Annotated in this window: 18 protein-coding genes; 13 read left to right on the top strand and 5 right to left on the bottom strand. The window is 51.0% G+C overall.

Features of this window, described 5'->3' with window-relative positions; all coding sequences use genetic code 11:
- The first annotated feature begins 276 nt into the window (after nt 1-276).
- A complete protein-coding gene (locus O4H49_RS05640) occupies nt 277-738 on the top strand; it encodes an Lrp/AsnC family transcriptional regulator (RefSeq protein WP_269422462.1) in 462 nt (153 codons plus the stop codon).
- 5 nt (nt 739-743) lie between these two features.
- Here O4H49_RS05640 and O4H49_RS05635 read toward each other — a convergent pair whose 3' ends face one another.
- Nucleotides 744-1,589, bottom strand: coding sequence for a substrate-binding periplasmic protein (locus O4H49_RS05635; protein ID WP_269422461.1), 846 nt, complete (start codon nt 1,587-1,589; stop codon nt 744-746).
- Nucleotides 1,590-1,907: 318 nt separating this feature from the next.
- Between O4H49_RS05635 and O4H49_RS05630 the strand changes: the two genes are divergently transcribed.
- The 3 genes from O4H49_RS05630 to O4H49_RS05620 all read left to right on the top strand — a co-directional run bounded on the left by O4H49_RS05630 (nt 1,908) and on the right by O4H49_RS05620 (nt 5,619).
- Entirely contained in the window at nt 1,908-3,263 is a 1,356-nt protein-coding gene (locus O4H49_RS05630; RefSeq protein WP_269422460.1) for an NAD(P)-dependent oxidoreductase, read from the top strand.
- 64 nt (nt 3,264-3,327) lie between these two features.
- Complete coding sequence (gene preA / locus O4H49_RS05625; RefSeq protein ID WP_269422459.1) at nt 3,328-4,635, top strand: NAD-dependent dihydropyrimidine dehydrogenase subunit PreA; 1,308 nt, start codon at nt 3,328-3,330, stop codon at nt 4,633-4,635.
- Nucleotides 4,636-4,701: 66 nt separating this feature from the next.
- Nucleotides 4,702-5,619, top strand: coding sequence for a DMT family transporter (locus tag O4H49_RS05620; protein WP_269422458.1), 918 nt, complete (start codon nt 4,702-4,704; stop codon nt 5,617-5,619).
- A gap of 23 nt (nt 5,620-5,642) precedes the next feature.
- On the opposite strand, the gene rutR is transcribed toward O4H49_RS05620, so the two are convergent.
- Together rutR and O4H49_RS05610 are read right to left on the bottom strand one after the other, a co-directional pair.
- Nucleotides 5,643-6,281 carry an HTH-type transcriptional regulator RutR gene (gene rutR, locus O4H49_RS05615; RefSeq protein ID WP_269422457.1) on the bottom strand — a complete coding sequence of 213 codons (639 nt, stop codon included), beginning with the start codon at nt 6,279-6,281 and terminating at the stop codon, nt 5,643-5,645.
- Nucleotides 6,278-6,988, bottom strand: a complete 711-nt coding sequence (locus O4H49_RS05610; RefSeq protein ID WP_269422456.1) for a TetR/AcrR family transcriptional regulator — start codon at nt 6,986-6,988, stop codon at nt 6,278-6,280. Before O4H49_RS05610 ends, rutR begins: the two co-directional genes overlap by 4 nt.
- A 531-nt stretch (nt 6,989-7,519) precedes the next feature.
- On the opposite strand from O4H49_RS05610, the gene O4H49_RS05605 reads away from it, so the two are divergent.
- The 8 genes from O4H49_RS05605 to O4H49_RS05570 all read left to right on the top strand — a co-directional run bounded on the left by O4H49_RS05605 (nt 7,520) and on the right by O4H49_RS05570 (nt 17,744).
- The gene (locus tag O4H49_RS05605) at nt 7,520-9,016 is read left to right on the top strand and encodes a CoA-acylating methylmalonate-semialdehyde dehydrogenase (RefSeq protein WP_269422455.1); all 1,497 of its coding nucleotides are present in this window, start codon (nt 7,520-7,522) and stop codon (nt 9,014-9,016) included.
- A gap of 87 nt (nt 9,017-9,103) precedes the next feature.
- Entirely contained in the window at nt 9,104-10,354 is a 1,251-nt protein-coding gene (locus tag O4H49_RS05600; protein WP_269422454.1) for a Zn-dependent hydrolase, read from the top strand.
- Between the two features lie 14 nt (nt 10,355-10,368).
- Nucleotides 10,369-11,823 (top strand): dihydropyrimidinase, encoded by a 1,455-nt coding sequence (hydA, locus tag O4H49_RS05595; RefSeq protein WP_269422453.1) that lies wholly within the window; start codon nt 10,369-10,371, stop codon nt 11,821-11,823.
- Between the two features lie 113 nt (nt 11,824-11,936).
- Nucleotides 11,937-12,824 carry an ABC transporter ATP-binding protein gene (locus tag O4H49_RS05590; RefSeq protein ID WP_419715210.1) on the top strand — a complete coding sequence of 296 codons (888 nt, stop codon included), beginning with the start codon at nt 11,937-11,939 and terminating at the stop codon, nt 12,822-12,824.
- A 52-nt stretch (nt 12,825-12,876) separates the two neighbouring features.
- Complete coding sequence (locus O4H49_RS05585; protein WP_269423088.1) at nt 12,877-13,743, top strand: ABC transporter permease; 867 nt, start codon at nt 12,877-12,879, stop codon at nt 13,741-13,743.
- Nucleotides 13,740-14,870: an ABC transporter permease gene (locus O4H49_RS05580; RefSeq protein WP_269422452.1), complete on the top strand. Its 1,131-nt coding sequence runs from the start codon at nt 13,740-13,742 to the stop codon at nt 14,868-14,870. Before O4H49_RS05585 ends, O4H49_RS05580 begins: the two co-directional genes overlap by 4 nt.
- Nucleotides 14,871-14,934: 64 nt before the next feature.
- Entirely contained in the window at nt 14,935-15,921 is a 987-nt protein-coding gene (locus tag O4H49_RS05575) for an ABC transporter substrate-binding protein (protein WP_269422451.1), read from the top strand.
- A 200-nt stretch (nt 15,922-16,121) separates the two neighbouring features.
- Entirely contained in the window at nt 16,122-17,744 is a 1,623-nt protein-coding gene (locus O4H49_RS05570) for a bifunctional metallophosphatase/5'-nucleotidase (RefSeq protein WP_269422450.1), read from the top strand.
- An 80-nt stretch (nt 17,745-17,824) separates the two neighbouring features.
- Here O4H49_RS05570 and O4H49_RS05565 read toward each other — a convergent pair whose 3' ends face one another.
- Nucleotides 17,825-19,432 carry a 5-guanidino-2-oxopentanoate decarboxylase gene (locus tag O4H49_RS05565; RefSeq protein WP_269422449.1) on the bottom strand — a complete coding sequence of 536 codons (1,608 nt, stop codon included), beginning with the start codon at nt 19,430-19,432 and terminating at the stop codon, nt 17,825-17,827.
- Between the two features lie 22 nt (nt 19,433-19,454).
- Complete coding sequence (locus O4H49_RS05560) at nt 19,455-20,636, bottom strand: pyridoxal phosphate-dependent aminotransferase (RefSeq protein WP_269422448.1); 1,182 nt, start codon at nt 20,634-20,636, stop codon at nt 19,455-19,457.
- A gap of 218 nt (nt 20,637-20,854) precedes the next feature.
- Between O4H49_RS05560 and O4H49_RS05555 the strand changes: the two genes are divergently transcribed.
- Nucleotides 20,855-21,478 (top strand): TetR/AcrR family transcriptional regulator, encoded by a 624-nt coding sequence (locus tag O4H49_RS05555; RefSeq protein WP_269422447.1) that lies wholly within the window; start codon nt 20,855-20,857, stop codon nt 21,476-21,478.
- Nucleotides 21,479-21,554 lie beyond the last annotated feature (76 nt).

Here is a 21,554-nt window from a genome sequence, read left to right as displayed (position 1 = left end):
ACGCAGGATTGTAAGGTTTGCCGGATATTGCGTGGGCTGCCTGCTCCTTGATCTTTGGGTCAGATTTTCTGGAGCTTTCTTCCGGGTGGGAAAGAAGGGGCGCGAGAAAGCATAACCGGATCCAAGAAGGGTTCAACCGTTCGTTATCAAAGCAGAAACCTCAGTTGAGAGGATATTGTCAAACATTTGTTTGAAATGGGTCTTGAATTTCATAGTAAAGCTTGGTCGTATTCGGATATTATTCGAATTTAATAATAAAAATAAGGATAATTTATCATGGATAGAATTGATGTTAAAATTCTGTCGTATCTGCAAGAGGATTGTCGGATGCCGATCTCGACTCTGGCGGACAAAGTCGGACTTTCGACTTCTGCCTGCCACAGGCGGATCAAATTGCTCGAAAGCGGCGGGCAGATCTCGGGGTATGTTGCACGGCTTGACGCAAAAGCACTGGGGTATTCGATCGAGATTTTTGTTGAAATAACCCTGCATTCACAAAGTGAAGATACGCTTGAGCAATTCGAGAGAGCGGTGCAAAAGGCACCGGAGATTTCCGAATGTCATCTTATGGCGGGACAGGCGGATTACTTGCTCAGGGTTGTGGCAAAAAATGTAGCAGACTACGAACAGATCCACCGCAATGCTTTATCTCGTTTGCCAGGGGTCGCCCATATGCAGTCAAGTTTTTCTTTACGTACTGTACGTCCCTGGGCGGGTGTTCCGGTTATCCAGAGTTAATCATACTATTGGTATTTTGCCAGAATGGTTTTGATGGTTCCATCCTGGTGCATTTCCTTGATAATCCGGCCCAGTTCTCCGGTTTTTGACTGGAATGCTGATACGCGGGAGAAGGCAAAGTAGACAGGGACTTCAACTCCGGGATTATAGAGTGCTTTTACCAGCTTGTCCTTGTAGCCGAGTGTCAAGATCTCGTAGGAAGCATTCGGATCAGTTCCCACATAGGTATCAATCCGGCCAGTATTAAGCATGGGAAGCAATTTTTGCTCTTTGGCGACTTCGGCCTTGGCGATTTTTTCATCATTGTTGAACGGCTCAAAGTAATGAGAAGAAACAACTGCACCTGTTCTTAGATTATAGAGATCATCATATTTCTTGAGCCGATCCTGTTCTCCGGCCCTGACAAAAAAGACCACGGATACGGCGTGGTAAGGTGTGTCAGAGTAGTTCATGTAAACGGCGCGTTCGTCATTTCGGGCAATGCCAGACATCAGATCCAGGTCACCACGTTCCATTTCTATCAGGCAGCGTTTAAACGGACAGGCTCGTACTTCAAAGGGAATGGCCATGCGTCTGGATATCTCCATGGCGATATCATAATCAATTCCTGTGGGTTGGGTCTGTTCAGTCAAGGCAAAAGGAGGCCAGTGTGAGAGGCCATAGCGTATTCTGTCTTCTGCATTTGCGGATGACAGGGCTGCGGTGCAAAGCGCTGTCAGGGAGAAAAAGAAGAAAAGGGTAATCCTGATCAGAAATCGCAGAGGAGAGTCTGGCGACGGGGCGGACTTGCCGGAAAATGATTTGGGAGCAGTGCCCATAGAGCGCGCGAAAAGCATAATCAAAGAAAACATTCTGGGGCATCCTGGCTTTGTTATGTCGCGAGCATAGGCAGTATATCACAGGACAAATTCCGGTGGGATATATAATTATATTGTAGATTTTTCAAAGGGTTGATTCGATGTGCTTCGAGATTGCTGTTTTTGTTCAGCTAAAAAAATTTATCAAATGATAAAAAAATTGACTGTGTGATAAATTTATACTTATCATACTGGGAATAACAGGGATGACACCGCTCCGGATAAAGAGAGCGGGTCGTGTACAAAAAATAAAATCAAAATACAAAATAATAAAAAACGTACGTCACAAAATATCCGTCAGGGAGTATAGGGATGACTATAAAAACCGGTGAAGGGCCGGATATCCGATCCAGCCGTCTTGCCCAGGAAGAATACAGCAAGAATTTTGGCGATATCCATCCACCACTTGCCAGCCACGAGGCGTATGTAGAGGCAGACCGTTGTTATTTCTGCTATGACGCGCCCTGCACAGTGGCTTGCCCAACATCAATTGATATTCCCATGTTTATCCGCCAGATTTCCGCGGATAACGTGAAGGGCGCAGCAAAGACAATCTTCGAAGAGAATATTCTCGGGGGGATGTGTGCCCGTGTTTGTCCGACAGAAACCCTGTGTGAACAGGCCTGTGTCCGTCAAGAAGCAGAAGGCAAGCCAGTCAAGATCGGCCTGCTGCAACGTTATGCAACAGATCATCTGTTGGAAGAGGGGGACAAGGTCTTTGAACGTGCGGCCCTGACGGGACGGAAAATTGCGGTGGTCGGCGCGGGGCCTGCCGGACTTTCTTGCGCACATCGCCTTGCTATGCACGGGCATGATGTTACCGTCTATGATGCCCGTAAAAAAGCTGGCGGCCTCAATGAATATGGTATTGCCGCATATAAATCAGTTGATAATTTTGCCCAGCGGGAAGTCGAGTTTTTGCTGTCGATCGGAGGAATTACCCTTGAGTTGGGTAAGGGCCTTGGAAAAGATCTTTCCCTCGCTGAATTGCGCCAAAAATATGATGCCGTTTTCCTTGGTATGGGCCTGGCTGGGGTCAATGCACTGCGGGCTGAGGGCGAGGATCTTGAAGGCGTTGTTGACGCGGTCTCCTATATTTCAGATCTGCGTCAAAGCAAGGATCTGTCGGTGCTTCCCGTCGGCCGGAAGGTGGTTGTGATCGGTGGCGGGATGACCGCGGTTGATGCAGCTGTGCAGTCGAAGCTTCTCGGGGCGGAAGAAGTCACGATTCTTTATCGCCGCGGCAAAGAGCAGATGAATGCCAGTGAGTATGAGCAGGATCTGGCCCAAACCAAAGGCGTCACCATTCGCCATTGGGTCAAACCCAATCGCCTGATCGGTGTAAATGGCAAGGTAAGTGCCATAGAGTGTGAATATACGGAGAACACATCCGGCTCCCTGAAAGGGACAGGGGAAACCTTTACCCTGAATGCCGATATGGTCTTCAAAGCAATTGGCCAGAATTTTATCGCTGCTCCTCTGAATGGATCAGCGGAAGTTGTTGAACTTGAGAGTGGACGAATTCGGGTTGGTGAAGACCGCCGGACAAGTCTGGGGGATGTCTGGGCCGGCGGCGATTGTATCGCTGGTGGCGAGGACCTGACAGTTGCTGCGGTAGAGGATGGCAAGGTTGCTGCTGAAGCAATCAACGCTTTCCTGAATGCCTGAGTGGGACTGCACACCTTATTTCCTGGGCCGAAGCCCAAAGGAACATTGATCAAGGAGTTATAACATGGCTGATATCAGTAGCAATTTTCTGGGTATTAAATCCCCCAATCCGTTCTGGCTCGCATCTGCTCCACCAACGGATAAAGAATACAATGTTGTTCGGGCCTATGAAGCAGGCTGGGGGGGCGTTGTCTGGAAAACCCTGGGCGAAAACCCGCATGTGGTCAACGTCAATGGCCCCCGTTATGGCGCGATCCACGGGAATGACCGTCGTTTGCTTGGGCTTAATAACATCGAGCTGATTACGGATCGCTCTTTGGAAATCAACCTAGAGGAAATCACCCGGGTCAAGAAGAACTGGCCGGACCGGGCGTTGATTGTCTCTTTGATGGTGCCCTGTGAAGAACAGAACTGGATCAACATTCTCAAGCGTGTTGAAGAAACCGGCTGTGACGGGATCGAGCTGAACTTCGGGTGCCCGCACGGGATGTCAGAACGGGGCATGGGTGCAGCCGTTGGCCAGGTACCGGAATATGTCGAGATGGTGACCCGCTGGTGCAAAACCCATTCCGATCTGCCGGTTATCGTCAAGTTGACGCCAAACATTTCTGATGTACGTCAGTCAGCAAGGGCTGCACATCGCGGTGGCGCTGATGCGGTTTCCCTGATCAATACCATCAACTCGATAGTCGGGGTTGACCTCGATCTGATGGCGCCGACACCGACGGTAGATGGCAAGGGGACGCACGGGGGCTATTGCGGCCCGGCGGTGAAGCCGATTGCCTTGAATATGGTTGCGGAAATTGCCCGTGATCCGGAAACGCAAGGCTTGCCGATCTCCGGCATTGGGGGAATCACTACCTGGAAAGATGCAGCAGAATTTATGGTTCTGGGCTCTGGTAACGTTCAGGTCTGTACAGCGGCCATGACCTATGGCTTCAAAATTGTGACGGAACTGGCCGAAGGTCTTTCCAACTGGATGGATGAAAAGGGTTACAGCTCGCTTGATGATTTTGTTGGTCAGGCTGTGCCTAATGTTACCGATTGGAAGTACCTCAACCTGAACTATATTGCCAAGGCATCGATTGATCAGGATCTGTGCATCAAGTGTGGACGTTGCCATATTGCCTGTGAAGATACGTCGCATCAGGCAATTACCGCAACGGTCGATGGTGTGCGCAAGTTCGAGGTGATCGATGATGAATGTGTCGGTTGTAATCTTTGCGTCAGTGTCTGTCCGGTTGAAGACTGTATTTCTATGGTGCAGATGACCGAAGGTACTGATCCGCGCACGAACAAGCCGATTGACCCCAGCTATGCGAACTGGACAACCCATCCCAATAACCCCAGTGCGATAAAGGCTGCTGAATAAACTGGTGTTTTCTGACTGAGCGGATAGTCTGGCCGACCATCCCCTGCTAAGACGAAGGTAGGTACCGTGTCCCTCAGTACAGAAACAGTACTTCTGCAGGCCAGGGGAGAAAAAAAAGCACATAGAGCGATGTTGCTTTTTATCTTTCTGGTCAGCACATCCTTTCCGGTTGGAGCCGCCATCACGCACGCGCTTGATCCGGTCGCTTTGACTTTTCTGCGTTTCTGTATCGCGTCTACAGCTTTTGGTGCACTGCTGTTTTTTAAACAGGAGTGGAATTGGCCCGGGCCCTTGCTTTGCTTCAGATATCTTTGTCTGGGGGCATTACTGGTCGTCTTCTTCGTTACAATGTTTGAAGGTCTGCGTCTGGGCAGTGCCGTCAGCCTTGGAGCGGTTTTTACCCTGATACCAATGATGACGGCGGTCATTGCCTATTTTCTCATCGGGCAGAAAACCAGTCCAAGACTTTGGGGCGGGCTGTTTATCGCTGCTGCCGGAGCTGTATGGGTTGTGTTCGGCGGGAGTTTTGAGGCGCTTTTACAGTTCTCCCTCGGTCGTGGGGAGATGATTTTCTGGGTTGGCTGTTTGTCTTATGCGGCCTACTCCCCCTGTGTCCGGCGCTTCCATAAGGGAGAAAACCTGCTGGTGCTGACCTTCTGGACACTGATTGCCGGAACCGTGATTCTGGGAGTGTATGGCTGGCGGGAAGTCGTTGATACCCCTTGGGCAGAGCTGCCTTTTTCTGTTTACGGGGCGATTGCTTACCTGGCAGTCTGTAACACAGCGATCAGCTTTTTACTGCTCAAGTATGCCAGCTTCAAATTACCTGCGGCGAAGGTTATGGCCTATACGTTTCTGACCCCGGCAATCGTTCTGGCGATAGAGGGGGTAGTCTCTCGCCAGATGCCTGATCTCTCTCTCGTGATCGGTGGGCTTGTTACAGCAACGGCAATGGTTTTCTTGCAACGGACAGTCAGCGGCTAATCAAGGCAAGATCAGGAAAGTTTTCAGCTTCTTGGTTTCAGTCCTTCGAGGAAAATGGCGTTGATGGTTGTGCCTGCCTGTTCGTAATAATCAGGCGCGTCGACTGTTTTGCCCAGTATTGCATGCATCTGGACTTTGAAGTCGGCATAGTGTTGGGTCGTGGCCCAGATCATGAAAATCAGGTGATAAGGGTCAACCTGAGCCAATTTTCCTTCCTTGACCCAGTTGCCGATTACTGCCGCCTTTTCATCAACCAGCTGTTTGAGTGATCCCTTGAGTACATCTTCGATCATCGGGGCGCCGTGAAGAATTTCGTTGGCAAAGAGACGGGAAGCGGTCGGATTTTTGCGCGACATTTCCAGTTTAAGGGCAGTGTATTTGCTGATCTCCTCCAGGGGATCACCCTTAGGATTAAGCGCGGTGAGGGGCGTTAACCACTCTTCCAGGGTTCGCCGTAAAACAGAGATATAGATGTCTTCTTTACGTCTGAAATAGTACAGAAGGTTCGGCTTGGACATCTCGGCCTTCTGGGCGATCTGATCTATGGTGGTGCCTCTGAAACCGAAAGTGGCAAAGATCTCCAGAGCAGCCTCGACAATTTTTTCTTCGTTGATTGCCTGAATACGGGTGCGTTTTTTTGTTTGTCCGGCTCTTGGACTCATGCCCTGTCACTCTTTTCTTGCTGGTCTTTGGGACTGTTATCCTGAAGCAGGCTGTTGCGGCGGCGCTGGACGGCACCGATGCCGGTAAGTATGATCTCGATAACATTGTCCTTCGCGACCCGGTATTGTGCGTCGCTGAGAGGGGTGCCGCCATTGAGAGTTTCGATCTGATGGTTGAAATCGGCGTAATGCTGGGTCGTTGACCAGATCATATACAACAGATATTGCGGATCAATCGGGTTGATCTTTCCCTGGGCAATCCACCTGCGGATAATCACGGCTCGCGATTCCGTCCAGTCCTTGAGTGTGGTTTCAAGATAGTCCTGAATAACCGGCGCGCGCTGGATGATCTCATTGGCCCAGACTTTGGAGCCCATGGGGTTGTCCCGTGAGATATCCATTTTTTTCTCGATGTAGCGACTGAGCGCCTCAACCGGGTCATCGCAGTCGTCAAAGGAGTCTGCTGCCTGAAGCCAGATGTTGAAAATGTTGTCCACTACCTGCCGATACAGTGCCTCTTTGGTCGGGAAGTAGTAATGCAGGTTGGCTTTCGGGATGTTTGCCTGCTCGGCAATCATGCTGGTGGTCGCCCCGCGGAAACCGTATTCGGCAAAAACACTTTCGGCAGCTTTGAGGATTATCTTTTCATTTTCCTGTCTTATTCCGGCTTTGGCAGTGGTTTTTTTTACTCTTTCCGATTTTTTCATCCGTGTTTCCGGCTTATTTTTATTATTGACCATTTGGTCAAGGTTTAGTAGCGTTAACTTGACCAAATGGTCAGGAAATAAAATTTGACCACCAGGTAAATAAATCTTCAAGGCAGGTTAAACAACTGCCAATATAAAAACAAGGCCCCGGAATTGTTCGAGCCGGGTCTACAGGGAGAACAGGTACGTGCACGGAAAAGGTGGTAGCGTCTGAATAATCCGAGATTTCGCCGATAAATCAAAAAAACAAAAACAGCCCAACGGCGTAACTTGTAAAGTTAAAGATAGAGTGACGAAGCAGCTGTCCCGTGGGGAGAGCGTTTGTTGCTCCTGCTTTCTGTTTTCGGGGTTTGTACCTGTGTTTTGATCAGGCGCTGTCGCCTGTCTCTGTAACCTGTTTATCTGTCAGTTCTGTGGCTCATCTGTGGCTTAAGCGATGATGCACTATCCATCTGTGTCATCTGAAATGGAACAATTGGCACGGTCAAAGGCTCCTGTATTGGAGATCTTGACGAGATAAAGGGCGGTATTATGGAACGGATCAATAACGCGATTGCAGGTGAAAAACGCCTTTCCAGCAGTTCTCGTACCTCGCAGATATTCAATCCTGCGACGGGAGAACAGATCGCAGAGCTTCCTCTTTCGACGGTGGAGGAAGTGAATGAAGCCGTTGCTGCTGCGAAAGCGGCGGCTAAGGACTGGGGGGCGACGCCTCCTTTGAAGCGTGCCCGTTATATGTTCAAGTTCAAGGAATTACTTGATCGGCATGCAGCAGATATTGCACGAGAAATCAGCCGCGAACACGGGAAAACCCACGATGATGCATTGGGTGAAGTCGCCCGAGGAATTGAAGTGGTCGAGTTTGCCTGTGGTATTCCGCATCTTCTCAAAGGTGAATTCAGCAGGAATGTCGGCCCGCAGGTTGACAGCTATTCAGACAGACAACCTCTTGGTGTTGTTGCGGGTATTACCCCGTTTAATTTCCCGGCGATGGTGCCGATGTGGATGTATCCGGTCGCGATTGCCTGTGGCAATACTTTTGTATTGAAACCTTCCGAGCGTGACCCCTCTGCGCCGATGCTGGTCTGGGATCTCTTTCAACAGGCAGGTTTTCCCGCTGGCGTTCTTAATGTGGTTCATGGGGACAAGGAGGCGGTCGATACGCTTCTGGACCATCCTGATGTCAAGGCAATCTCTTTTGTCGGGTCTACGCCGATCGCCGAATATGTCTATTCCCGCGGTACTGCCAAAGGAAAACGGGTGCAGGCGCTCGGCGGAGCCAAAAATCACATGATCGTTATGCCGGATGCGGATATGGACAAGGTCGCCGATGCCCTGATGGGGGCAGGTTACGGTTCAGCAGGCGAGCGTTGTATGGCGATTTCTGTTGCTGTGCCTGTCGGGGAGGAAACTGCTGACAAGCTGATCGAAACTCTGGCGCCCCGTGTCCAGAGCATGCGTATTGGACCAAGCACTGATGCCGATGCAGATATGGGACCTGTGATTACCAAAGCGCATCAGGAAAAAGTTCTGGGATACATCCAGCAGGGTGTTGATGCGGGAGCGGAACTGGTCGTGGATGGTCGGGGCTTTAAGCTTCAGGGGTATGAAAACGGATATTTTGTCGGGGGCACGCTTTTTGATCGTGTGACGCCTGACATGACAATTTACAAAGAAGAGATCTTTGGCCCTGTCCTGTCGGTGCTGCGCGCCAAGGATTTTGATCAGGCGGTGGATCTGATCAACAAACATGAATATGGCAATGGTACTGCGATCTTTACGCGCGATGGAGATACTGCGCGTACTTTTGCAGATTCAATTGAGGTCGGTATGGTCGGCGTTAACGTACCAATTCCTGTGCCAGTAGCCTATCATTCCTTTGGGGGGTGGAAGCGGTCACTGTTCGGAGACCATTCTATCTACGGGCCAGAAGGTATCCGCTTTTACACCCGCCTCAAGACAGTAACCACACGCTGGCCTGCGGGGATCAAGGAAGGCGCGGTCTTTACCTTCCCCAATATGGAATAAAGAAAAGGCACTGTTTCCCTTTGGCGAGGCAGTGCCTTTTTCAAATGTAGATGTAAGAAAATATAAGTGATTTCCGGGAGCGTTCTGATGAGTAAACCAGCTGATAATATGCATATTAATTCCCCAAGGCTTTGGGAATCCCTGATGGAAATAGCCAAAATTGGTCCTGGAGTGCGCGGGGGTAACAACCGTCAGACGCTGACGGATGAAGATGCTGAAGGACGGCATCTTTTTGCACGCTGGTGTGAAGAGGCGGGGATGACTGTCGGGATTGACTCTATGGGCAATATGTTTGCCCGTCATGAAGGAACAGATCCCAGCCTTCTTCCGGTAATGGTCGGGTCTCATCTGGATACACAGCCAACGGGCGGCAAGTATGACGGTGTGCTGGGTGTGCTCGCCGGACTTGAAATCATTCGTACGCTCAATGACATGGGCATCAAAACCAAACGGGCAATCGAAGTTGTAAACTGGACCAACGAGGAAGGCACCCGTTTTGCTCCGGCCATGCTGGCATCCGGGGTTTTTGCAGGGGTTCATACTCAGGACTGGGCCTATGCCCGGGAAGATGCCGAGGGCAAAAAATTTGGTGATGAACTGAAACGCATCGGCTTTATCGGGGATGAGCCGGTTGGTGCGCGCAAGCTACATGCCATGTTTGAGCTGCATATTGAACAAGGACCTATTCTGGAAGATGAAAAAGTGGACATCGGTGTTGTTACCCATGGGCAGGGGCTGAACTGGTTACAGGTTACCCTGACCGGCAAGGAAAGCCACACCGGTTCAACACCAATGCCCAAGCGGGTTAATGCTGGCCTCGGTGCTGCGCGGATTACCGAGCTGGTCAATGACATTGCCTGGCGTTTTGCACCGCATGCCGTCGGTGCTGTCGGGCATATGGACATCTATCCGAACTCCCGCAATATCATTCCGGGAAAAGCGGTTTTCACCATTGATTTCCGTCACCCGGAAAAGGACGTGATTACGGCAATGGAGCAGGCGCTTCGTTATGAAGGCCAGGAGCTTATTGAAGAACTGGGGCTGAAGATGGAAATCGAACAGGTCGGTGCCTTTGATCCGGTCAAGTTTGATGAGACCTGTGTCGCAGCGGTTCGCAATGCAGCAATTCGCCTGGGTTACAGCCACCGGGATATCGTCTCTGGTGCCGGACACGACGCCTGCTGGGTTAACCGTGTAGCCCCGACAGCCATGGTGATGTGCCCTTGCGTCGATGGCCTCAGCCATAACGAGGATGAAGAAATATCACCGGAATGGGCTGCTGCGGGAGCAGATGTTCTGTTCCATGCTGTTGTTGAAACTGCCGAAATCTTCAAATAAGGAAGGGATTAGTCATGAGTAAAGTTATCAAGGGCGGGACAGTTGTTACGGCCGATCTTTCCTATAAGGCCGATGTGAAAGTTGAAGGCGGCAAGATTGTAGAAATTGGCCAGAATCTTTCGGCCAATGAGACGCTGGATGCGACGGGCTGTTACATCATGCCGGGTGGGATTGACCCGCATGTCCATCTTGAGATGCCTTTTATGGGCACACACTCTGCCGATAACTTTGAAAGCGGCACCCGGGCGGGCCTTGCTGGTGGAACGACCATGGTGGTGGATTTTTGCCTGCCTTCTCCCGGTCAGTCCCTGATGGAGGCCCTGGCAATCTGGCAGCAGAAATCCGGTTCTGCCTGTGCAGATTATTCCTATCATATGGCTGTGACCTGGTGGGGCGAGAAGGTATTCGATGAAATGGAAGAGGTCGTTGGTCGCGGGATCAACACCTTCAAGCATTTTATGGCCTACAAAGGCGCACTGATGGTCGATGATGACGAGATGTTCGCCTCGTTCCAACGCTGCTCTGCGCTGGGGGCCATGCCGCTGGTTCATGCCGAGAATGGGGATGTTGTGGCAACGCTGCAGCAAAAACTTCTGGCGGAAGGGAATAATGGTCCGGAAGCCCACGCCTATTCCCGGCCCCCGGAAGTGGAAGGCGAAGCCGCCAACCGGGCAATCATGATTGCTGATATGGCGGGTGTACCGCTTTATATCGTTCATACTTCTTGTGAGCAGGCACACGAGGCGATCCGCCGGGCACGACAAAAGGGTATGCGGGTATTCGGCGAACCTCTGATCCAGCATTTGACGCTGGACGAAAGTGAATATGCCAATCCCAATTGGGACCATTCAGCCCAGCGCGTCATGTCACCTCCATTCCGGAATAAGATGCATCAGGATAGTCTCTGGGCGGGCCTTCAGTCGGGGTCGTTACAGGTTGTGGCGACGGATCACTGTGCCTTTACAGTGGATCAGAAACGTTTTGGAATTGGTGATTTTACAAAGATTCCGAACGGAACAGGTGGGTTGGAAGACCGTATGCCCATGCTCTGGACCTATGGCGTTGCAACGGGGCGTTTGACCATGAACGAATTTGTTGCCGTGACCTCGACCAATATTGCCAAAATCCTGAACATGTATCCGAAAAAAGGTGCTGTTATGGTCGGTGCTGATGCTGATCTGGTGGTCTGGGATCCCAACCGATCCAAAACCATTACGGCCAAATCACAGCAGTCAGTTATCGAATACAATGTCTTTGAAGGAAAGAAGGTTACCGGACTGCCACGCTTCACTCTGACACGCGGCAAGGTGGCGATTGAAGAGTCTGCTGTTAAGGTTGAGCCGGGACATGGTGAGTTTGTCGGGCGTGATCCTTACCCGGCCGTGAACAAGGCCCTGTCCAAGTGGAAAGAAATCACCGCGCCACGCAAGGTTGAGCGCAAGGCAGAGAATATGCCAGCCGGGGTATAACTGCTGGCGGGAAGACGTGTACAAGAAGGTCTGAAAGGGAGCCGAAGGTTCCCTTTCAAAAGAACAATAACTGCCGCTTAACGGCAGAGTTCAACGAACTAGGGAGTTAAACCATGCTGCAGGTTTCGCAAGCGGACGCAAAGAACGGCGTTCAAAACAGCGGCTTTAGTCAGCTTGACAAGATGGGTATGGAACAAAATTCAATGGCAACAGACAAGGCAGTATCCCCGGTAGTCGAGATCAAAAATCTCTCTTTGAGTTTCGAGACCAATGATGGTCCGGTTCACGCCTTGTCAGAGATTGACCTTTCGATCGGGCGGGGAGATTTTGTTTCTTTTATCGGCCCTTCAGGCTGTGGCAAGACGACATTACTACGGGCGGTTGCCGATCTTGAACAGCCTACCGGGGGCAGTTTGCTGGTTAACGGTGTATCGGCGGAAGAGGCCCGGCTAAACCGGGATTATGGATATGTCTTTCAGGCCGCAGCCCTTTATCCCTGGCGAACAATCGCAGGGAATATTGGTCTGCCATTGGAAATCATGGGCTATCCAAAAGCCGAGAGGCAACAGAGAATTAGCAAAAATATGGAACTGGTTAACCTTGCCGGTTTTGAAAAAAAATTTCCATGGCAGTTGTCGGGCGGCATGCAGCAACGGGCTTCTATTGCCAGGGCCCTGTCTTTTGACCCGGAGCTGCTGCTGATGGATGAGCCTTTCGGGGCACTGGACGAGATCGTCCGGGATCATCTGAATGAGCAGTTGTTACGCTTGTGGGACAAGACAAACAAAACGGTCCTCTTTGTCACGCATTCAATTCCCGAAGCTGTATTCCTGTCATCGAAGATTGTAGTCATGTCACCGCGTCCCGGGCGTATCTATGATGTCATTGACTGTAATCTCCCTCGAGATCGTTCTCTGGATATTCGCGAGAGCCCAGAGTTTCTGGCCATCGCCCACCGGGTACGCGAGGGACTGAGGGAAGGACACAGCTATGACGACTGATGCTTTGCTGTCTTCGGGACACTCGAGACGCGAGAGCATCTGGAGTACTCTGATGTCGGGCAAAACCGGTCCTGTGATCGTGGTCGTTTGTGCCATTATTGGGATCTGGTATGGCTCGGCTGTGATGCTGAACACAGCTTTCCAGAAAGATATCTATGCCCGGGGGAATGTTGAGTGGACCACCAGTCAGCTGATTACGGATACTCTGGCGCAGGAAAGACCGGTATTGCCCGCTCCCCATCAAGTCGCGGCTGAACTCTACAAGACAACGGTACTCACAAAAGTTACCTCGAAGCGCAGTCTTGTCTATCACGCCTGGATCACGCTGTCTTCGACCCTGATGGGCTTTGGTATCGGTTCCGTTCTGGGGATTCTTCTGGCGGTGGGTATTGTCCATAACCGGAGCCTGGACAAAAGTCTGATGCCCTGGATTATTTCCTCCCAGACCATTCCCATCCTCGCGATTGCCCCGATGATTATCGTGGTTCTCAACGCCATTGGCATACAGGGATTGCTGCCCAAGGCCTTTATTTCGACCTATCTGAGTTTCTTTCCGGTTACGGTTGGTATGGTCAAGGGATTACGGTCGCCTGAAACAATCCACCTTGATCTGATGCGAACCTACAATGCTTCGAACTGGGATCTTTTCTGGAAGCTGCGCTGGCCTTCTTCTGTGCCTTTCCTCTTTACCGGTATGAAAGTGGCGATTGCGACCAGTCTCGTTGGTGCCATCGTTGGGGAATTGCCGACTGGCGCAGTTGAGGGGCTGGGAGCCCGGCTTCTGGCCGGTTCTTATTATGGGCAGACCGTACAGATCTGGTCGGCTCTGATTGCAGCGGCGCTTCTTGCTGCTGTGCTGGTCTCTCTGGTTGGTCTGGCCAACAAGGTGGTTCTCAAGCGAATGGGGATGGCGCAATGATGACGTTTCGCAATACGCTTGCCTTGATGGCTGCTGTTCTGTGCCTGCTTGCGCTTGTTTTGCCCATGGGCAACGTTGCAGGGATATCGCTTTCCCTTTGGGATGATACCGGGTTGTTGTTTTTTGCACTGGTCTTGATTGCCGCAGCAACCGGAATAATCAGCGGAAAGCTGACGGGGAGGGCTGCTGATATTCTTATGCTGGTTCTGCCACACGCTGGTGCGTGGTATCTTCTCGCGCGGTTGGATATTGCTGATCAGGATCTGCAGTCCGGTTACTGGTGTCTGGTGATGGCTTCCTGGCTGGCGGCATGGATCTTTGTTGATCAGCTGTCTGCCAAGAAACCGAAGACACTTTCCTTGCAACGGCTTTATGGCGTTGTCGTTCCTGTGTTGTTTGGGGTCTGGCTGCTTCTTCTCTGGGAAATTCTGGTGCGCGGGTTTGGTGTGCCAACTGTGTTGCTGCCTCCACCCAGTATGATCGGTGTACGTTTTGCTGCCTCGACAGCAATCCTCTGGGCTGATTTCCAGCAGACCTTTCTCAAGGCAGTCCTGATCGGTTATGCTCTGGGCTGTGGCTCTGCTTTCCTGACCGCAATCCTGATTGACCGGGTGCCTTTTCTGCAGCGGGGACTGTTGCCGATTGGCAATCTGGTCAGTGCCCTGCCGATCATCGGGGTTGCTCCGATCATGGTGATGTGGTTCGGATTTGACTGGCAATCGAAAGCGGCCGTGGTGATTATCATGACTTTCTTCCCGATGCTGGTGAACACCGTCGCCGGACTTTCCATTTCTTCACAGATGGAAAAGGACATGATGAAAACCTATGCAGCAGGCTATTGGCAAAGTCTGATCAAGCTGCGGTTGCCATCAGCCCTGCCTTTTATTTTTAACGCTTTGAAAATCAATTCTACCCTAGCCATGATTGGTGCTATCGTTGCGGAGTTCTTCGGGACACCCATCGTTGGAATGGGGTTCCGTATTTCAACCGAAGTGGGCCGTATGAATGTTGATATGGTCTGGGCTGAAATTGCAGTGGCTGCTCTGGCAGGAACTGCGTTCTATGGTGTCATGAACGTAATTGAGCGGGCATGCACATTCTGGCATCCATCTTTCCGTAACGGATGAACCCGACAACATCTAGCGGGATTTATTCTGAGGAATGGCTGGAACCAACAACAGGGAGAGTATAATGAAAAAACTGTTACTAGGTGCGGTTGCTTTGGCGGTTGGGGTTGCCGGAGGATCCGCATTTGCGGCTGACACAGTAAACCTGCAGCTCAAGTGGGTTACACAGGCCCAGTTTGCCGGCTATTATGTGGCGGCTGACAAGGGCTTTTATGAAGCCGTTGATCTGGACGTGAACATCAAGCCAGGTGGTCCTGATATTGCCCCTCCACAGGTGATTGCAGGTGGTGGTGCTGATGTGATAGTTGACTGGATGCCTTCTGCTTTGGCGTCACGTGAAAAGGGTGTGCCACTGGTCAATATTGCCCAGCCGTTCAAGACATCGGGCATGATGCTTACCTGTCGCAAGGAAACCGGCATTACAGGCCCTGCTGATTTCAAGGGCAAAACACTGGGGGTTTGGTTCTTCGGGAATGAGTATCCATTCTTGAGCTGGATGTCGAAACTCGACATTCCGACCAATGGCGGTGCAGATGGTGTTTCCGTTCTCAAGCAGGGTTTCAACGTTGATCCGCTTCTCCAGAAGCAGGCTGATTGCGTTTCCACGATGACTTATAACGAATACTGGCAGGTTATTGATGCCGGGGTTCCCGAAGATGAACTTGTTGTCTTCAAATACGAGGAACAGGGTGTTGCAACCCTGGAAGACGGTCTGTATGTGCTTGAAGATAACCTGAAAGATCCGGCCTTTGTGGACAAGATGGCGCGCTTTGTTTCTGCCAGCATGAAAGGATGGGAATGGGCACGTGAAAATCCGGAAGAAGCTGCGTTGATTGTTCTTGAGAACGACGGCACCGGCGCCCAGACGGAAAAACATCAGGTTCGCATGATGGGTGAAATCAACAAGCTGACAGCCGGGTCTGACGGCAAACTTGATCCTGCTGATTATGAACGGACTGTTGCCACCCTTTTGGGGGGAGGTTCTGATCCGGTTATAACGAAACAACCGGAAGGTGCCTGGAGTCACGCCGTTGTTGATATGATCAAATAAGATCAGTTTGCTATCGTATAGTTCCGTTGTCTCGGGGCAGGCTGTTAAAAACTGGCCTGCCCCGGATACGTTGCAGCTCTTTTCGCTATAAGAGGGCAGATCTATTCAGGATCGATTTGATATCAAGGGATGGACGTAAGCGGCAAAGATGCCTAGTCTTTCTCTCTTAAAACAAGAATAACTTTCTTTGGGAGTCTCTCATGAAAAAGCATCTTACCGGTGTTGCCAGCCTTGCTGCCGGTCTTTGTCTTTTTGCAGCTTCAGCACAGGCTGACTACTCTTTAAGCATTCTCCATATCAACGATTTGCATTCCCGAATTCTGCCGGTCAACAAATATGATTCAACCTGCGGTGCAGAAGACCTTGCCGAGGGCAAATGCTTCGGCGGGTTTGCCCGCGTTGCCCAGACGCTCAATGACCGTCGAGCGGCGCTGCAGGCTGCTGGTAAAAATGTTCTCGTCCTTGATGCAGGGGACCAGTTCCAGGGATCACTTTTTTATACCAAGTATAAAGGGCAAGCCGCTGTCGAGTTGATGAACATGACTGGTTTTGACGCCATGACTATCGGCAATCATGAATTTGATGATGGTCCTGGAACTTTTCTCGAATTTCTGGACAAGGCAAAATTTCCGGTGATTAGCGCCAATACGATTGCTTCCCAGAAATCAGAACTGCGTGGAAAATTCCCGACATCGATCGTTCTGGACCGGGCAGGCGAAAAGATAGGTATTATTGGTGCTCTTGCCGAAGATACCGACGAAACATCAAGCCCAGGCTCGGAAATCAGCTTTTTTGACACCGCCCGTGCTGTGCAGCCGATTGTCAACCAGATGGAAGCTCAGGGCGTAAACAAGATTATCCTGCTCAGTCACCTCGGTGTGCCTCGGGATAAAGTTGTTGCAAGCCAGTTGACTGGTGTTGATGTCATTGTTGGCGGACACAGCCACACCTTGTTGTCAAACTCCGATGAAAAAGCGGAAGGTCCCTATCCGGTTGTTGTTACAGCACCCGATGGAAAGGCTGTTCCGATTGTTCAGGCCTATGCCTATTCAAAGTTTATGGGCGAGCTGGAGTTGACATTTGATGATGCCGGGAATGTCACTGGCTGGTCAGGTGATTCTGTCTTGCTTGACAGTTCTTTCCCTGAAAATGCGGTGATGAAGGCGCGTATTGCTGAACTCAATGAACCTTTGGCAGAAATCCAGAAGCGTGAAGTTGGTGTTGCCTCGAAGGTGATTGACGGTGATCGCAATGCCTGCCGTTCAGGCGAGTGCGAAATGGCCAACCTTGTTGCTGATGCGATGTTGGCACGGGTACGGGAAAAAGACAGTTCGGTTGAAATTGCGCTCCAGAATGGCGGTGGTGTTCGGGCCTCTATTGATGAGGGCCCTGTAACAATGGGCGAAGTTCTGACGGTCTTGCCATTCCAGAATACCATTGCAACCTTCAAGCTCAAGGGTGAGGACTTTATCACTGCCCTTGAAAATGGCCTGTCCAAGGTCGAGGAAGGCGCTGGACGTTTCCCTCAGCTTGCCGGTGCCCGCTATACATGGAACCCCAAAGCAGAACCTGGTGCCCGTGTTGTTTCAGTTGAAGTTGGTAACGATAAAGATGGTTTTGTGCCGCTTGACCCAGCCAAGGTCTATAGCATGGTGACCAACAATTATGTCCGTAACGGCGGTGATGGCTATAGTGTTCTGGCTGAAAAAGCAATTGATGCTTATGACTTTGGACCAAATCTTGAAGATGCACTTGCAGATTATATCACTGCTCACAGCCCGGTAACGCCAGCAGTTGGCGGACGTGTCCTGGTTTCTGAATAAGAACCCAGATCCGGATGACGAATTGAAAAGGCCCCAAGTTTGGGGCCTTTTCGCGCAAATTTCCTGGAAGCAGGACGTTTTTATGAAAACAAGTGTTCTTCGATCTGGATCAAGGTGGGCTTACCTGAAGTTAAAGCACTTTTAAGCCTGTCTGGAAGATCAACGGCTGTGTGCAGGTGTTCTGCCTCTAGGCCATAGGCTCTGGCAATGGCTGGAAAGTCAGGGGTGGTCAGCTCAACACCTTCAGGGACAATGGCATTGTCTTCCATGTAGGTTTTGATCTCCTGATAACCATTGTTATTCCAGACCAGAATGATGATTGGTGTATTGGCATCGATTGCCGAGCCCAACTCGCCAAGGGTAAATTGCAGACCTCCATCACCGGTCAGACAGACAACGGGGCGTTCCGGACAGGCCAGTTTGGCCCCGATTGAAGCTGGCAGAGCATAGCCCAGCGTGCCGAAACCTGTGGCGGAATTGAACCAGCCAAGTGACCGATCAGGCGAAAAATACAGATTTCCGGCATAGACGGCTTGGGTGGAATCACCAACAATCACGACACCGGGCAAGGCGGTGGTGATTTTCTGCAGAAAGTTGATCTGCTGGTTCATCTGTGGAGATAGCTCAGTTCTTGCTTCTGCACAGGCTTTTTCTGCTCTGCTTGCCCCGGAACGATCTTTGGGGGCTATGTCACCTTTATCAAAGCAGGAAAGTATGTCTTTAGATGCTTGCACTGCATCGCCGATCAGGGCCAGGTCAGGGGTGATATTCCGCTGGAGTTGAACGGGGTCGATATCAACCCGGACCAGAGTTCCGGGGATCGAGAAATTGCCGTCTACGTACATGTCAAAATCTGTGGGGCCTATTTCACTGCCCAATACAACAACCAGATCAGCGGTTTTTATCAGCTCCCGGACGGCTTTCAGAGATGGGCTGGCTGGGACGGCGAGGGGGTGATTGCCTGAAAGAACACCCCGGGCATTGATGGTCATGATTACCGGGCTATCCAAAGCTACGGCCAGTTCCTGTACCACAGCAATATTGCTTTTTACACCACCACCTACAATCAACAGCGGTGCTTTGGCTTTGCTACAGAGTTCTGCAGCCTGTTTGATACCTGATATCGCTGGACCGGGGCGCTCGGCCAATATTTGGCGTCGTGGCAGGGGAAGATGATCTGCAGACGCGGACATGAGGTCGACGGGGATTTCGATGTGGACAGGGCGGGGACGTGCGCCTTCGAAGAGAGCAAAAGCACGGGCCATTACCTGTGGCAAGTCATCGGGTGTGGTGATGGTATAGCTGAAAGCAGAGACCTGGCTTGCAAAGGCTGACTGGTTGGGCAGTTCATGCAGGTTACCATTGCCGTGGCCAAGATCCTTGAGCTTGTTTACCCCGGAGATAACCAGCATGGGAATGGAATCAGCATAGGCCTGTCCCATTGCCGTGGCGATATTCGTCAGGCCCGGTCCTGTGATGGTAAAGCAGACACCGGGTTTCCCGCTCATCCGGGCATAACCGTCGGCCATAAATCCTGCCCCCTGTTCGTGTCGGGGGGTGTGATGGCGAATGCGGGAATTTGCCAGACCCCGGTACAGTTCTACAGTATGAACGCCGGGGATGCCAAAAACCCGCTCGACATCATAGGATTCCAGAAGTTTTATCAGGTACTCACCAAGAGTGATCATGCTTTTTTCTCCAGCCGGGTGATCAGGCTACAGCCTGTTGAGCATTGGCAAAACTGGCAATGCGGCGGCAGCCTTCGGCGATCTGTTCTTCTCCGAGAGTGAAGGACAGTCTTATGTGGCCTGTTGCGCTCGGGCCAAATGGTGAGGCATCCAGAACACAGACATTTTGTTCTTTGTATAACTGATGGGCAAAGTCATTGCTGTCCATCCCGGTTGATCTGATATCAACCAGCAGGAACATTCCTGCTTCGGGGCAGTGGCTGATAAGACCGGGAGCAGCTTCAAGGCATTCTAGCGCGAGATCGCGGCGGCGCTGGTATATGGCTTTCATACGTGCAGGTTCATCCGCCATGTCCGTCAGAGCAACAAATGCAGCTTGTTGGGAAAAGCCGGGTAAACCGTAAAGCATGCACAGAGCAACCTTTTCCATTGCCTGGATAAGCTTGACCGGGCCGATGGCCCAGCCGACCCGCCAGCCTGTCATGGCATGGGATTTTGACAGACTGCTGATTGTAACGGTGCGTTCGGCCATACCGGGGAGGGAAGCGATTGAGATGTGTTGGCCTGAGAAAATAAGATCGGCATAAACCTCGTCGGAAATCACCCAGAGATCGTGGCGCCTGGCAATATCCGCAATCGCCTCGAGTTCATCTTTTTTCAAAACAACCCCGGTTGGATTGTTGGGGGTCGTCAGAAAAATTGCTCTGGTTCTTGGCGTGATCGCGGCTTCTATGGCGGGAATATCAGGCCGAAAACCCTGTTCTGCTTTTTGGGCAACGGGAACAAGCGTTGCTCCTGTGACCCTGATGCTGGCTTCATAGGTGATATACATCGGCTCCAGAGCGATGACTTCGTCACCAGCGGTTGCAAGACAGAGAGAAGCGGTGAAAAGACCACACTGGGCACCAGCAAGAACAATGACATTGTCTGCGGTGACGAGCTGGCCAGATTGCTCCTGGTGTTTTCTGGCAATGATCTCTCGCAGAGGGGCGCGCCCAACGATTTCGCTATAATGTGTATCGCCTGATTTTAGGGCATTACAGGCTGCATCAGAAATTTGGTCTGGTGTTGCAAAGTCCGGGTCACCCACGCTCATGATGATGACATCTTTTCCAGCAGCCTGTTCGCGTAAGGCCGTGCTATGAAGATCCCAGGCGGAGGCTCCTGAACCTGTGACCCGATCAGTCAGGGGAGAAAGACGCATATCTCAAAATCCTTTATAAAAGTCCTGGGCCTCAAGGTGTTTTGTTCTGTACCGCTTTTATGGTGTTGATCGCTGGTTCCAGATGAAAATATCATAATTGAACGAATGTTCAACAGTTGAATTGTCCCTCGGGTGTAAATTCCTTGTCATCAAGCCTTTCTTTTTACAGGGGATGGTGAATACACTGGCGGCAGTTAAGATCAAATTTTCTGGACAGCATGACTGATACTCCAAAATTTCGCCGTCAAATTCCCGAAGAACGAAAAAAAGAAATGGTAGAAGCCACCCTGCGCTGTCTGGAACAGAAGGGGAGTGAAGGACTTTCAGTAAGGAATATCAGTGCTGAAGCGGGAATATCGATTGGTTTGATCAATCATCATTATCCCAGCAAGGATGATCTTGTTGCTGCCGCCTATGAAAAGCTGGCGACAGATCTGTTGCAGTATGTTGTTCGGCTGGTAGAACAAAGTGGAGGTACTCCACGCGAACGGATGAGTGCTTTTTTCAAAGGATATTTTTCTTCAGAAATTCTGGATCAGAAAATACTCAGGGTCTGGGTGGTCTTCTGGAACATGTCAGAGAAATCGGAAAAAGTTCGGCAATCGCATGATCGCACCTATGCCGGGTTTCGTGCCCAGCTGGAACAGATGCTGTGTGATTTGGTTAATCATCCCGGCATCCCGGATTTTAACCATCGTCTGGCTGCGATTGGATTATCAGCGATGCTGGATGGGTTATGGCTTGAATGGTGTCTGAATCCGGCGACCTTTGCCCCTGAGGAGGGGCTTCGTATCTGTGAGGCCTGGGTGGACGGTCTGGTTTCAGGTGCTTTTGATCTTTAGAAATATGTACCAATATTTGATCTTCAAAAAATTATTAGTTGAACGTGCGTTCAGCTATGCTATCGTTTGTCTGGCT

The sequence above is a fragment of the Kiloniella laminariae genome (assembly GCF_027214005.1).
Lineage (GTDB): Bacteria > Pseudomonadota > Alphaproteobacteria > Kiloniellales > Kiloniellaceae > Kiloniella > Kiloniella laminariae_A.
The sequence above is the reverse complement of the archived record's forward strand: the minus strand, read 5'-3'. Positions and strand labels throughout refer to the sequence as shown.

Excerpts from the sequence above, each read along its gene's own strand:
- O4H49_RS05640 (WP_269422462.1), top strand. The coding sequence starts at position 277 with ATGGATAGAATTGATGTTAAAATTCTGTCGTATCTGCAAGAGGATTGT.
- O4H49_RS05635 (WP_269422461.1), bottom strand. The coding sequence starts at position 1,589 with ATGTTTTCTTTGATTATGCTTTTCGCGCGCTCTATGGGCACTGCTCCC.
- O4H49_RS05630 (WP_269422460.1), top strand. The coding sequence starts at position 1,908 with ATGACTATAAAAACCGGTGAAGGGCCGGATATCCGATCCAGCCGTCTT.
- preA (WP_269422459.1), top strand. The coding sequence starts at position 3,328 with ATGGCTGATATCAGTAGCAATTTTCTGGGTATTAAATCCCCCAATCCG.
- rutR (WP_269422457.1), bottom strand. The coding sequence starts at position 6,281 with ATGAGTCCAAGAGCCGGACAAACAAAAAAACGCACCCGTATTCAGGCA.
- O4H49_RS05610 (WP_269422456.1), bottom strand. The coding sequence starts at position 6,988 with ATGAAAAAATCGGAAAGAGTAAAAAAAACCACTGCCAAAGCCGGAATA.
- O4H49_RS05605 (WP_269422455.1), top strand. The coding sequence starts at position 7,520 with ATGGAACGGATCAATAACGCGATTGCAGGTGAAAAACGCCTTTCCAGC.
- O4H49_RS05600 (WP_269422454.1), top strand. The coding sequence starts at position 9,104 with ATGAGTAAACCAGCTGATAATATGCATATTAATTCCCCAAGGCTTTGG.
- hydA (WP_269422453.1), top strand. The coding sequence starts at position 10,369 with ATGAGTAAAGTTATCAAGGGCGGGACAGTTGTTACGGCCGATCTTTCC.
- O4H49_RS05590 (WP_419715210.1), top strand. The coding sequence starts at position 11,937 with ATGCTGCAGGTTTCGCAAGCGGACGCAAAGAACGGCGTTCAAAACAGC.
- O4H49_RS05585 (WP_269423088.1), top strand. The coding sequence starts at position 12,877 with ATGTCGGGCAAAACCGGTCCTGTGATCGTGGTCGTTTGTGCCATTATT.
- O4H49_RS05580 (WP_269422452.1), top strand. The coding sequence starts at position 13,740 with ATGATGACGTTTCGCAATACGCTTGCCTTGATGGCTGCTGTTCTGTGC.
- O4H49_RS05575 (WP_269422451.1), top strand. The coding sequence starts at position 14,935 with ATGAAAAAACTGTTACTAGGTGCGGTTGCTTTGGCGGTTGGGGTTGCC.
- O4H49_RS05570 (WP_269422450.1), top strand. The coding sequence starts at position 16,122 with ATGAAAAAGCATCTTACCGGTGTTGCCAGCCTTGCTGCCGGTCTTTGT.
- O4H49_RS05565 (WP_269422449.1), bottom strand. The coding sequence starts at position 19,432 with ATGATCACTCTTGGTGAGTACCTGATAAAACTTCTGGAATCCTATGAT.
- O4H49_RS05560 (WP_269422448.1), bottom strand. The coding sequence starts at position 20,636 with ATGCGTCTTTCTCCCCTGACTGATCGGGTCACAGGTTCAGGAGCCTCC.
- O4H49_RS05555 (WP_269422447.1), top strand. The coding sequence starts at position 20,855 with ATGACTGATACTCCAAAATTTCGCCGTCAAATTCCCGAAGAACGAAAA.